This is a genomic window from Bacteroides sp. RCH18 (assembly GCF_058231005.1).
Window position 1 is genome coordinate 1,664,149 of record NZ_JBIPTC010000001.1, and the last position, 12,739, is coordinate 1,676,887.

Annotated in this window: 16 protein-coding genes; 5 read left to right on the forward strand and 11 right to left on the reverse strand. The window is 36.6% G+C overall.

Annotation, left to right across the window (positions count from 1 at the left end; translation table 11 throughout):
• Positions 1-10 precede the first annotated feature (10 nt).
• Positions 11-271 (reverse strand): OadG family protein, encoded by a 261-nt coding sequence (locus ACHLI0_RS06755; RefSeq protein ID WP_225719488.1) that lies wholly within the window; start codon positions 269-271, stop codon positions 11-13.
• Between the two features lie 233 nt (positions 272-504).
• A complete protein-coding gene (locus tag ACHLI0_RS06760) occupies positions 505-654 on the reverse strand; it encodes a hypothetical protein (protein WP_008763350.1) in 150 nt (49 codons plus the stop codon).
• A 153-nt stretch (positions 655-807) separates the two neighbouring features.
• Here ACHLI0_RS06760 and ACHLI0_RS06765 point away from each other — a divergent pair, with 153 nt between their 5' ends.
• Both ACHLI0_RS06765 and ACHLI0_RS06770 read left to right on the forward strand, forming a co-directional pair.
• On the forward strand, positions 808-1,434 hold the full coding sequence (locus tag ACHLI0_RS06765; RefSeq protein ID WP_490748715.1) for a BT4734/BF3469 family protein: 627 nt from the start codon (positions 808-810) through the stop codon (positions 1,432-1,434).
• A gap of 65 nt (positions 1,435-1,499) precedes the next feature.
• The gene (locus ACHLI0_RS06770; RefSeq protein ID WP_258973194.1) at positions 1,500-3,341 is read left to right on the forward strand and encodes a DUF3987 domain-containing protein; all 1,842 of its coding nucleotides are present in this window, start codon (positions 1,500-1,502) and stop codon (positions 3,339-3,341) included.
• Positions 3,342-3,496: 155 nt separating this feature from the next.
• Here ACHLI0_RS06770 and ACHLI0_RS06775 read toward each other — a convergent pair whose 3' ends face one another.
• Positions 3,497-3,715, reverse strand: coding sequence for a DUF4248 domain-containing protein (locus ACHLI0_RS06775; protein WP_008767886.1), 219 nt, complete (start codon positions 3,713-3,715; stop codon positions 3,497-3,499).
• Between the two features lie 219 nt (positions 3,716-3,934).
• On the opposite strand from ACHLI0_RS06775, the gene ACHLI0_RS06780 reads away from it, so the two are divergent.
• From ACHLI0_RS06780 to ACHLI0_RS06790, 3 genes are all read left to right on the forward strand, one after another.
• Positions 3,935-4,435 carry an HU family DNA-binding protein gene (locus ACHLI0_RS06780; protein ID WP_490748717.1) on the forward strand — a complete coding sequence of 167 codons (501 nt, stop codon included), beginning with the start codon at positions 3,935-3,937 and terminating at the stop codon, positions 4,433-4,435.
• A 90-nt stretch (positions 4,436-4,525) separates the two neighbouring features.
• A complete protein-coding gene (locus ACHLI0_RS06785) occupies positions 4,526-4,630 on the forward strand; it encodes a smalltalk protein (RefSeq protein ID WP_008767884.1) in 105 nt (34 codons plus the stop codon).
• 4 nt (positions 4,631-4,634) lie between these two features.
• Entirely contained in the window at positions 4,635-5,048 is a 414-nt protein-coding gene (locus ACHLI0_RS06790; protein WP_234120900.1) for an N-acetylmuramoyl-L-alanine amidase, read from the forward strand.
• 74 nt (positions 5,049-5,122) lie between these two features.
• Here ACHLI0_RS06790 and ACHLI0_RS06795 read toward each other — a convergent pair whose 3' ends face one another.
• The 8 genes from ACHLI0_RS06795 to ACHLI0_RS06830 form a co-directional block, all read right to left on the reverse strand.
• Positions 5,123-5,749 (reverse strand): sugar transferase, encoded by a 627-nt coding sequence (locus ACHLI0_RS06795; RefSeq protein WP_016267031.1) that lies wholly within the window; start codon positions 5,747-5,749, stop codon positions 5,123-5,125.
• Between the two features lie 78 nt (positions 5,750-5,827).
• The gene (locus ACHLI0_RS06800) at positions 5,828-7,063 is read right to left on the reverse strand and encodes a protoporphyrinogen/coproporphyrinogen oxidase (protein WP_490748718.1); all 1,236 of its coding nucleotides are present in this window, start codon (positions 7,061-7,063) and stop codon (positions 5,828-5,830) included.
• 4 nt (positions 7,064-7,067) lie between these two features.
• Positions 7,068-7,823: a glycosyltransferase family 2 protein gene (locus ACHLI0_RS06805; RefSeq protein ID WP_016267029.1), complete on the reverse strand. Its 756-nt coding sequence runs from the start codon at positions 7,821-7,823 to the stop codon at positions 7,068-7,070.
• Complete coding sequence (locus ACHLI0_RS06810) at positions 7,816-8,892, reverse strand: glycosyltransferase family 4 protein (RefSeq protein ID WP_490748719.1); 1,077 nt, start codon at positions 8,890-8,892, stop codon at positions 7,816-7,818. The genes ACHLI0_RS06805 and ACHLI0_RS06810 overlap by 8 nt, the downstream gene beginning before the upstream one ends.
• Positions 8,892-9,896, reverse strand: coding sequence for an EpsG family protein (locus ACHLI0_RS06815; protein WP_032813265.1), 1,005 nt, complete (start codon positions 9,894-9,896; stop codon positions 8,892-8,894). The genes ACHLI0_RS06810 and ACHLI0_RS06815 overlap by 1 nt, the downstream gene beginning before the upstream one ends.
• Positions 9,897-9,968: 72 nt before the next feature.
• A complete protein-coding gene (locus ACHLI0_RS06820; protein WP_490748720.1) occupies positions 9,969-10,970 on the reverse strand; it encodes a glycosyltransferase family 2 protein in 1,002 nt (333 codons plus the stop codon).
• Positions 10,960-11,955 carry a glycosyltransferase family 2 protein gene (locus ACHLI0_RS06825; protein ID WP_490748721.1) on the reverse strand — a complete coding sequence of 332 codons (996 nt, stop codon included), beginning with the start codon at positions 11,953-11,955 and terminating at the stop codon, positions 10,960-10,962. The genes ACHLI0_RS06820 and ACHLI0_RS06825 overlap by 11 nt, the downstream gene beginning before the upstream one ends.
• Positions 11,956-12,010: 55 nt before the next feature.
• Positions 12,011-12,739 carry a glycosyltransferase family 32 protein gene (locus ACHLI0_RS06830; RefSeq protein WP_490748722.1) on the reverse strand — a complete coding sequence of 243 codons (729 nt, stop codon included), beginning with the start codon at positions 12,737-12,739 and terminating at the stop codon, positions 12,011-12,013.

A 12,739-nucleotide genomic window follows, 5' to 3' on the forward strand; every position in this document is an offset into this window, starting at 1 on the left:
TTTGATAGGTTTATAACTTTTCTACTTTTGTAATCTTTCCTTTTCCTAATGTCACCACATTCACAGCTGCTGTGATAGCCGCCATTATATTACCCGGAATAGGCGCAGGACCTCGTGGCGCTTCCTTCTTCGCAGGAACCACTTCTTCGGGAGCATACTTGTTGACAAGAGTAATCAGTAACTTACCTAAATAAATCACAATCAGCAGAATAACAAATACGGTAGCCATGCCGACCACCATCAGCAGGATCGCTGTTTCGATATTTTCCATATAATAAACTATTAGTAATTCAAGTCGTTTGTCCAAAAAGCGTCCGAAAATACCAAATATTTGTGATAAAACAAATTAAGAGAGGAATAAAAAAGTATAAATCGTAAGATATCAAACGTCATCCTGCCCCTTCTTGCACCGAATATAAAGTTTTGCCCACTCATTCACTTTCTCCAAAAACTCTTCTTCGGTGCGAGTCCTATAATAATATTCAAGAATACGCTCATAATGAATCAGATCTTTTTCTTCCCCTTTTTTACCTTTTGGTAAGTAGCAGGCCCCATATGTATCTCTTGACACATTTTTGAAAGATTCACATGCGCTACTTTAAGCACCTTTTCAATAAACTCACCGAGTTTAGGATGCACGATTTTATTTTCCATTTTTCTTATTATTAGTTAAAAACACGCCTTATATATTAAACATTTTCACACTACTTCAGACATATCTGAACTCGACTTATTTTATTTGTCTTACTTTCGCACCATGCTTTGAAAGTCAAAGTCATTTATTAAACGTCCTAATAGAAGTATTCTATGCAAAACTTTTTCAGAATGTCTTATTTCATGCCCCCGATTGCTCCCATCAGGAACGAACAAGGGCAAACCGTTACACCCGCCACTCTCACTCCCTTCTGCGAAGTCTCAGTCGAGCAAGTATATCAGATGATCACCTGCAATGAAAATCTTAAAGTACTGACCACACAGGTACGCAGCGCCAAAGATATACGAATGGCGAAAACATCCTTTCTGCCATACGTGACTCCATGCGGCACATTCATCCGCCGGAACAGTAAATTCTTCACATCACCGTCCGGCCTCGTTGTGGTAGATATAGATAACCTCGACTCCTATCAGAAAGCCGTAGAAATGCGTCGTACACTGTTCGACGATCCTTTCCTCCACCCTGTACTCGCATTTATCAGTCCCAGCAGCCGGGGTGTGAAAACATTCGTACCTTACAGCAACCTGTACACAGACGATCAGAGCCGGAATATAAGAGAGAGCATGAACTGGGCAATGCAATACATAGAAATAACCTACGGATCAGAAATGAATAACTCCAACGAAACAGTTCAAAAAGCCGTAGACACCTCCGGCAAAGACATCGTAAGAGCCTGCTTCCTCAGCCATGACCCACAAGCACTATTCAGAGAATATTAAACGATCCATCTTGAATAATCAACGGTGAACTATCCATTATCAATTATCCACTATCAATTAAAAAAATGACCGATATTGAATCCTTACGCCTCCTCACCGAAGCAGTTGAAACAGCAGGTGCCGACATTGCACCCACTTACGCTGAGTATGTACAATTAGCATTCGCCATCGCAACGGACTGTGGTGAAGCAGGACGGGAGTTTTTTCATCGCCTGTGCCGGATTTCCGCCAAGTATCAATCCGCCCATGCCGAACGAATGTTTTCCAATGCACTCACGAAACAGCAGGGAGCAATACATCTCGGAACGGCCTTTCACCTCGCTGAATCGACAGGAGTAAAAATCTGCAGGGAAGCCCGGAAGGAAGTTATGAACAACCGGACGGGTACAGTAGGTACAGAAAGTTCACCGCACAATCTTTCCACACACGCGCACGTATATAATAAGGTAGAAGAAGAGGAAAAGAGTGAATCAGAAGAACTGCTGGAAGGCAGCGACCCGCATCACCCATTACCCACTTTCACCTTAGAAGACTGGCCGAAGCTACTGCTGCGCATCATAAGTTATGGCACTACCGTCACGCAAAAAGACGTACTCTTGCTCGGAGCATTGACTGCCCTGGGCGCCACCATGGAACGATACGTAAGATGTCATTATGCCGGCAAATACCAATCGCCCTGCATGCAATCCTTCATTGTAGCTCCGGCAGCCTCGGGCAAGGGAGTACTATCACTCATCCGCCTACTCGTTATGCCTATCCACGATGATATCCGCCAACAAGTGGAAAAAGAGATGAATGCCTACAAAAAGGCAAAAGTCGCCTACGAAATGATGGGCAAAGAGCGTGCCAAAGCGGAAATCCCCGAAATGCCTTTAAACAGAATGTTCCTCATTTCCGGCAACAATACCGGTACCGGTATCCTTCAAAATATTATGGATGACAACGGAACAGGCTTCATCTGCGAAACCGAAGCGGATACTATCTCTACCGCCATCGGTTCGGAATACGGTCACTGGAGTGATACGCTTCGCAGAGCATTCGACCATGACTGGTTAGCATACAACCGACGTACCAATCAGGAGTACCGGGAAAACAAGAAAAGCTACCTCTCTCTCCTGCTTTCGGGGACACCCGCACAGGTGAAACCACTCATTCCTTCAGTAGAAAACGGACTTTTTTCGCGCCAGCTGTTCTATTATATGCACGGCATCTATCAATGGATCAATCAGTTTGACGAGAACGAAACGGACTTGGAAGCCATCTTCACCGCCATTGGTCTGGAATGGAAAAAGCTCTTGAACTTACTCAAGGAACATGGACTCCACACACTCCGGCTCACGGATGAACAGAAACAGGAGTTCAATGACCTCTTTTCCAAGCTATTCACCCGGTCAACGATCGCCAATGGCAGAGAAATGAGCAGTTCCATCGCCCGAATGGCTGTCAACATCTGCCGTATCATGTCAGTAGTGGCCATGCTTCGTGCTCTTGAAAATCCTCAGCCGTATCAATATCAGACATCTTCTCATCCCCTGCTTACACCGGATAAGGAAATCGCTGCTGATAATATCAAAGACGGTATCATTACCCGTTGGGATATGACGATCACTCCCGAAGATTTTAAGGCTGTATTGAACCTTGTAAAACCACTCTATCAACATGCTACGCATATCTTGTCTTTCCTTCCTCCTTCAGAAGTCAGCCATAGGGCCAATGCCGATCGTGACGCATTCTTTGAGGCACTGGGTGTCCAATTTACCCGTGCACAGTTGTTGGAGCAGGCTGCGACTATGAAAATCAAGCCCAACACTGCCCTCACCTGGCTGAAACGACTGGTAAAACAGGGACTGATTGTCAATCTTGACGGCAAAGGTACTTACGCGCACGCACGCGTGTGCGTGTGTTAGGGAAGGGCTGGTAAAAGTGTACCTACTGTACCTGTTGATAACATCGTCTTTTATCGTTTTTTTATGAAAATCAGAGTATAGCGTTTTGTAGAAGCTAAAGCTAAGCTTTAGAGGCCATAAACCACCGCTTTAGAAGTCGTAAAGCATAGCTTTTGCTAGGGTTCTCCCAGCGCATCCACGATCGCCCTTACCTCCAACGGAGTGTAAGAACGGTGCTGCGGCTGATAGCCCAAATCGGACAGGCGTTCCTGAAGACCGGGACAGCGGACAATCCATTTATTCATTTTGCGGTAAGCGGCAATGCCCGTAAGTTCGGGAGAATAAAGCTGTGCCAGTTCCATACGACCATAAGCACGTATTTTGAATTCTATCATGACAAATAAGTTTCTGTTTTACAGTCACAAAAGTAACAAAATATATTCACATTACCTACGTTTTATCAGGGAATAACAGACTATAACCGACAACAATTGCACATTACCGACTGCCACTGTACACAACCGATTTTTCCGAGTTACAGCATACTATCTTTGTGTCATCAAAAGGGAGAAATCCTCACGAAAATATGTTTAACTCTTTAAAATTATTATTTTATGATTCGTTACAAAATCTATCAGAACCAGCAGAAGAAAGGCTTGAATGCAGGCAAGTGGTTCGCCCGGGCGGTAAGCGACGAGACATTCGACCTTGCCAAACTTGCGAAACATATGTCGAAGCACAATTCACCGTATTCCAGTGGGGTGATCAAAGGCGTGCTCACTGATATGGTGGACTGCATCAAGGAACTACTGCTCGACGGCAAAAGTGTGAAAATTGATGATCTAGCCATCTTCGGTGTAGGAATCCGAAGCAAGGCTGCCGAAACGCTGGAAGAGTTCTCATTGGAGAAGAACATCACAGGTATGCGGCTAAAAGCACGTGCCACAGGAAACTTATCGACGACCAATCTGAAACTCGACAGCCAATTGAAGCAGCAGGCGGAGTATCAGAAACCGACAACGCCCGGAGGAGGAGGTTCCGGGTCAGGCAACACTCCCGATCCGAAACCTAATCCGGACGAAGGAGACGAAGAAGCACCGGACCCGACTGTTTAAGTCATAACCTGAACACTGGCAAAGCCTTTAGCCGAGATAAGCTAAAGACTCATTAAAAATCAATATTTTTTTCATTTAAAACCAAAAGTTATGAGTAATTCATCATCACGATCCGTATGGAGTTTCATTATCAAAGTAATCATCACTGTCGCTACTGCTGTAGGTGGTTTGATAGGAGTACAAAGTTGTATGTAAACTTATGCGGACCATCACACTAATTATCATTCATTGCAGTGCCACGCCGGAGGGAAAAGCCCTCTCGGCGGAGGCTTGCCGACAGGATCATATCCGACATCGGGGATTCCGTGATATCGGTTACCATTTCTACATCACACGTGATGGGGAAATACATCCGGGACGACCGTTAGAAAAGGTCGGAGCACATTGCCGGAATCATAACACACATTCCATAGGAATCTGTTACGAAGGAGGACTGGATGCGGAAGGACAAGCGAAAGACACACGTACGCTGGCGCAACGAGGGGCGCTGTTAGCTTTGATTCGTGAGCTAAAGAAAAATTTCAAAAAAGCGTTGATTGTGGGGCATCATGATTTGAATCCTCTTAAGGAGTGCCCGTGCTACCCTTGTGTAGAGGAATACAGGGAATTGTAGGTTAGTATCTATAAGCACTCATTGCATAGCGATGAGTGCTTTTGATTTTTACAAATACATTGCAATTTTCCCTGCTAGAATTTCTTGCCAAAACAAATATTTATAAATGTCTTCACCAAGATCTTAAAATCAAACCACCATGAGCGATGCTGCAAATAAAACAAATCATAGCGGAGACGACGTAGCATTTTATCCATCGTATCCGTGTACCCATTGTATAACGTAGCATACGAAGTAACACCCGGTCGTATCTGATACAAAAATACGTAACGAGCATCGTGTTCCATTATCTGATCAATGAAATACTTACGCTCCGGACGTGGACCAATAAAAGCCATCTGACCACAAAAGACATTCCAAAGTTGCGGCAATTCATCCAAATGATGTTCACGCAAAAACTTACCCACTTTAGTTAATCGTTTATCTTTCCCACCCCTATATAGCGCAGGACCCATTTTTTCCGCATCCAAACGCATACTGCGGAACTTATAAATATAAAACGGACGACCGAAACGACCGATACGTTCCTGTTTGAAAATAGCCGGACCACCATCTTCACGCTTCACAGCTATATAACAGATTAAAAATAAAGGAGAAAAAATAATCAGTAATATGCCCGCAATAATGCAATCCCCAATTCGCTTGACATTGCGCTCAAAAGCATTCATTCCGTCGGGAATGAAATTATCATTATACCCCATAATTCTGTTTAAAATAAATAGATTAGATTACTTAGTTAGTCCTACCCTATACTAGTATATTACAATAAATTTAACAGTCTATATATTATCCGCTAATAATTTTGCTTCAATTATATTATCTTCAATAGAACAATAAGTCCAACTCCCATATCTTCCTATAGAGTACACATTTTTCATAGATAATTCTTGCTTATATTCATTCAACGCTTTAGTACTTTTTGTATTGATATGCACATAAGCTGGATTCATCAAAACAACCTCATAATCTACCAATTTCTGTGAAGTTATTATTCTTGCTTTTTTTAAATCAATCAATACACGTTCCAAATAAAACGAGTAATCTTTCAATTCTTCTTTTTCCGGAAACCCAATTTCCACATATAAAGACATCCTTTCTCCACCAAGAATGTTATCATAATAGCCAATTCTATAAAATACAAATTCTTTATTAGGAATATAAATCCAATTATTAATTTGATCATTTCCTTTTAAATCGAATCCCAAATTAAAAACCAATACTTTATTACAAGTAAATATATCTTTGGGGTAATCAACATGACACTTCTTTAGAAGCATCGGAAATGGCATAGTAGAAATTAAATTATCATACTCAATTTTTCGCCTATTGGTTATAGCTACTTTATTTTCAATATCAATAGATTCTAATTCCTCTTCAAGACATATTTTATCGGAGTCAATATTTTTCACCAAAGAATTTATATATTCGATAGCTCCTCCTCTAGGGTACGCAAAAGAGTCATTATAAGAAGAGTTATTTGATGCCCGGAAATTTAAAATAATATCTTCTTTATTAGCTTTAGGAAAGAAACGTCCCATTGCTTCCATATCTAAAAGGTCAAGATCACAAGCATATAGTTTCTCATTATAAGGTATAAGAAATTTATTAGCAATCGATTTCCCAAATTTAGCATATATCATTCCTTTAAATGTTGTAAAGTCTCCCTCATACGGATTATCAAAGAGATCATACAAACAATCAATCAACTCTTGTTTATCAAGTTGATGAATATTCTTCTGAAAAGGAAAATCAACATATATTCCATTATACAATATTTGAGTATGTTTTTTTGTTCTGATTAGATCTGAAGAGTGTATATTTTTACAAACTAGCGTTTCTATTTCCGGATCACGAAAATGAAAGAAATGCCCTGAATAATCCCATACATAACCATTCCTTTTTATCGTTCTACAATATCCTCCTATTTCGAGTTCCTTTTCTAGGATAACAAAGTCATTCTTTGTAAAATTAGCATAACTAATCCCTGACACTCCTGCTCCGACTATTAAATCCATAGTTTTATCTATATTTTAAAAAGCCATTAATAGCCCAATGAATAAAATAATATGTACTTTTCACCAACCCTAATTTTTCGACTTTATAATACACCATAAATTGAGGCTTAATTACTTTCTTTTTATTTCCAGTAGTACTAGAAGCAAACACACGATAGGACGCCAAGATTTCCTTATTGCCATAAGCATAATCTATTTTTTTCAACATTGAGAGCCAAAAAGCAAAATCATCCCTCATACTCTTTAATGATTCATCAAAAAACATTTCACCTATTTTCTCTCTATCAAACATAGTCGTCAAACAAGACATAGAACATGTTTTTAATAATCCTTTATAATCAACTTTATCAGGAACTATAAATGGTTTAAGTATTTCATTATTATTTTCATCAATCCTACGATAAGATGCATACACAATTCCTACCTTCTTATTTTTTAAATATTCTAATTGTTTCTCAAGAAAACTGTTATCCAACAAATCATCTGCATCAAGAAAGCAAATATATCTTCCGTTCGCACGTCTCAACGCATTATTTCTTGCTGCAGCAGAACCTGCATTTTGCTGATGCACCAATTTTATTCTATCATCCTCAATTGAATATTTTTTCACAATCTGAGGACTAGCATCTTTCGATCCATCATCCACTATAATCATTTCCCAATTCTGATATGTTTGTGCAAGCACGGATTCTATTGTTTGGGAAACATATTTTTCCCCATTATACATGGGAGTAATAATTGAAATAAGTTGATTATCCATTATAAACCTTATTATAAATATAATTATATTGATTCACCATTTCTTCAATATTATATTGAAAAGAGTTCAATAAGTTCTGTTCAGATATCCTATTGAGTAATTGCCTATCTCCATAAAGACGTCTAATTTTTAAAGCCATATCTTCGAAACTATTAGGCTTAGCTAAACAGTCATCAGATATCAGCTCTCTAATTCCATCCACATCAGTTGCTACAACTGCTTTTCCCGCAGACATATATTCTATGACTGATATAGGTAAACCTTCATAGTGTGTGGACAAAACACACAAATCAGATGTCTTCAATATTCTATTTACATCTGTCCTTCTACCTAAAAAATGTATTCTTTCTGAAAGACCTAATTCGGTTGCCAAAGCTTTACATTCAAAGATTGATTCACCAGAGCCAACAAAAACAACATGTATGTCTGAAGGTAACAATGAAAGAGCCCTGATTAAAGTTGGTTGGTCTTTTTGAGAAAAAAAACGAGCAGTCATTGTTATCATAAATGATGAGTGAGGTAACCCTAGCTCATTCTTTTCAAATGGTTTAGCCTTGTTAAACACTTCCCATTGAATCGCATTAGGAATGGCTACTACTTGTGAATGTCTTATCCATTTTAACAAATTAAATCGTGAGGTTTCACAAACTCCTACAATTATATCAAATTGATTATACATCCATTGCTCTATAAATCTATAAGCCTTGAATTTTCTTCTTTTATTAAAGTTATTGTGTTCCGTTGTTATGAATTTCGCATGTGAATGCGACAATACTTTTCCCAAACTTATATATAATTGGGCCGGCCAAAGATGGACATGTATAATGTCATAATAAGTGAGATATTTTCTCAATACAAAGACATTAAAAGGATTATATAAATTATTATATTTGCCAATATTTACTTTTATCCCATTATCCTCAAATACTTTTTTCATAGATACTGAATTTCTATTCAATACTAGAAGCTCTACCGCATATCCTTTTTCTTTCAGTCGAGGTAATAGGTTTAATAAAAAGCTTTCTACTCCTCCTTCTGATAAACTATTTGTAATATGTAATATTTTCATCAGCTAAAAAAGACCAATTGATAATTCAAATCACCTTTCACAAGGTTAAGAGTCAAAAATATAAAGGATGCCAATCCTATAATAACTGCATATGTTTTTTTGGAAGATAATAACTGATAAAATGAAGCAATCAAGAGTACTTCCCCTATAGAAAAGAAAGTTGCAATACGGGCTGCAATAATACCAAAGTCATTCCAAATAACTAGCCAGCAAAGTGAAAAAACATAAATGGTAACAAGCATCCTAAATGCATAAACCTTTTTATCTAAACGATCATAATATTTTAGACATACTGCTGAAACTATTAATTGTTTCAACACCGTAGGATTGGAAAATACCCCTAAAGTTTGATTGAATCCTTCCCATCCTGAATAATTCTGAATCCTATCCAAACCTTCCATATACGGCAAAGATTTTAGAAATTGCCCAAGTGGCATACACACACCTATAACTAAGGAAATTAATATAAGATATCTCAAAGTTTTTACTCCTATCTTCAAATTACATAGAAAGTATGAAATCAGAAAAGTTATAGCAGCTAAATGGATTGTTGCAGCTAATAGAATAACAAATAAAAAATGATATATTTTCTTACTCACAATATAGCGGATGCTATAAAGGCACAAAGCGCACGCAAGCCCTGCTCGAATTTGCATTAATTCCCGCCCAATATAAGTATGAACATAATAAAATAATATAGCCGTGAAAAAATAAGGAGTATATTTTTTGTAACAAGAAAGATTGATTCCAACGCTTAAAAATGCCATCACAAGAAATAACAGTATCGAATTGTCGGAAAACAAGCCTATAAACTTATTAATATAAATATAGCCTTTATCATTGGCAACAATAGCCAAATCCCCTTCGCTACTAATGACAGATTTATTATTCAATAAGTAAAAAAAATCTGAATATGATTTATAATCAGGAAAATTATAACGTAATCCGGCAAATAAGGCTAATGCAAAAAACACCATGCAAAACAATATTTTCTTCTGTTCCAACTTTACAGGAATAGAATCACAAAAACTGGACATAAAAAGAAAAATAAATAAAAGATAGAATGGTAACACTTCTTACTTCTTTACTTTTAGTGCTATTTTTTTCGCTATAAAATAGAGAACAATAAAAATATCTATAAAGCCATATAGCCTATGTTTTTCCAAAAGTAGTAACAGCTTATAAAAGACAGAAAGAGAAGGATGTTTTATTATCATCTCTCTAGGCGCATTATATAGTTGACACAATTTCTTCCTTATATCTCCTTTAGCATGCATTATAAAATCAACTTTAGCTTTCAACGTCAAAAAAACTAAATCCTGTTGATAGTCATTATTCTGACCAAAAAAATCTCGAAGTATACTAATTACAGCTTGTATATCTAACAGAGACTTTTCTGTTATATTTGTAGTATATGAATTTGAATTATACTGTACGTAATGTAAATAGGCTTGAGGAAGATAAGCTACCTTATTTGCTAAATAACAAATTCGTGCAATCGTAGACATATCTTCCCACATATTAATTCCTTCAATAAAAGATATATTATTATTCAAATACAGTTCCCTTTTTATCAATTTATTAGAATTAGAACTATGTAATCGGCCAGACAATATCCATCGGGCACATTCAGCTCCTGTACTTGGTGCTACTTGTTTTTTATAGATTTGTTTTTGGGGATAATTCACATAATAATCAGCTATTACAATATCTGCACTACTTACTTTAGCTTTATGGTACATCTCCTCCAACATTGCAGGTTCTACATAATCATCACTATCAATGAAGATAATATATTCACCTTTTGCCATTTTAATGCCTATATTACGGACACCAGCTGAACCTATATTTTTTTGATTATTTACTATGTTTACCTTTCTATCAGGATATTGTTTAATAACTCGTTCAGATACCTCAATACTTTTATCCGGAGTACAATCATTAATCAAAATATATTCTACGTTCTCAAACGTTTGTTCAAAAACAGAGCGCAAACACCTCTCAATAAACTGTTCTGTATTATAAATGGGAATTATCAAAGAAACAGCTATAGAACTACCTTCTAAGTTATCTTTCATTTTTATTCAGCAAATACATTAAGATGAGATAAATAAAAGGAATACGATAAATCCATATCCGAATTTTCCTTTTCAGAGAAAGGTGATTAGCACCAATCTTAAAAAAGCCAGAATTTTTATATTGGCTATATATAGTTTCTTTTTCTTTGAATGGAAGAGCCTTTGTTAATAAATTAGTTAAAGCAACGTATTTATAACTATTAATCCATACTTGAGCATAGCAAGAATATTCATCATATGAATCTCTATAACAGTTTTGAAGAGAATTAATTACAATAAACCAACTATTAAAAGAATATCTATTTTGGGCATAAGTTTTTATAGTGGTTATACTGCCACTTTCTCTAATAACATAATTATAGACAGGTAATTCTAGGAACTTCATTCTATTACAGAACCTATATATTCTCAGCATAAATTCATAATCTTCATGAATAATTCCCTCAACGAAACGAAGATTATTTTTTTTATAAATATCCGTCTTTAATATATGTACACAAGCACTTTTCACAATAGGAGCGCTTTTTATATATTCTGTCCCTGACATCACATTCGAAGGTTTCTCTCTCCATTCTGTACCTTTGCATTTTTTCCCTTGTATAACATCATATAAATTAAACCCTATGTAATCCAGCTCATATGTTTCCAGTTGATACAGCAAGGTTTTCAAAACATTTTTTTCTATATAATCATCTGAATCTACAAACCAACAATATTTTCCTTGCGCACGTTCTATACCATAGTTTCTAGCAGAACTTAGTCCTCCATTTTTCTTATGATATATGGTTATATTAGAGTATTCTTTTTGCAATTTCTCTACTATAAAAACTGAATTGTCTGGACTGCCATCATCTATCACAAGAATCTCATATTCATCCTCATTAATATCTTGTTCTTCAAGCGAACGAATACATCTTTCAATGTATTGTTCAACATTATAGGTGGGGAGTATTATTGATAACTTTTTATCAAATATATCTTTCATTTAAAATATCTTTGTTAACTGTTTACACCTTATTATAATTCTAACACACCTATAGTTAACTCCGCTTCATTCGTTTATAAGTCCTTTGATACAGCCAATACCAAACTCTATTTCGTGCTATAAATCTAAATACATTCTTTTTCATTTTATCTCTAAAAGTTCCCCAAGAACCCGCAAAATGATGAATGGTGACAGTATTTTCTGTTAATCTAATTTTGCCATCGGTATAAGACTTAGGACTAAATATATCTTTGGGATATATAGTAATGAAACTTGGAAAATCTTGATAAGAATTATCACGTTTCAAACCATGTACAAACAAGGCATTTGTGACCACAATAGCATTAGTTGTAATATCAAGTGTACCATCTTTTTTTATAAAATGCCTACCTACATAATGGTTTAGATTTTCTTTCACCCACACACCACCTTTCTCACTTGCCATTATTCCTGTAGATAGATCTTCATCACTCTCAAACCCCAAAAATGCACAATGATGTAAAAAAGGGTCTAATGTCTTTACAACTTCAACATCTGTATCCATGTATATGCCACCTTCATGATAAAGCGCATACAGACGTACTATATCTGTTACAAAAGCAAACTTACAACTATTATAAGCTTCTCTAGCATAAGGGTACATATCAAGATCGAAATTATCCTCATTCCACTCTTTAATTTCGTAATCTGAAAGAATCTGCTTCCATGAGTTCATGCATTTTTTTACAATTTCCGGTTTTTCCCCTCTACCAAACCAACAATAATGAACAACTTTAGGTATCAT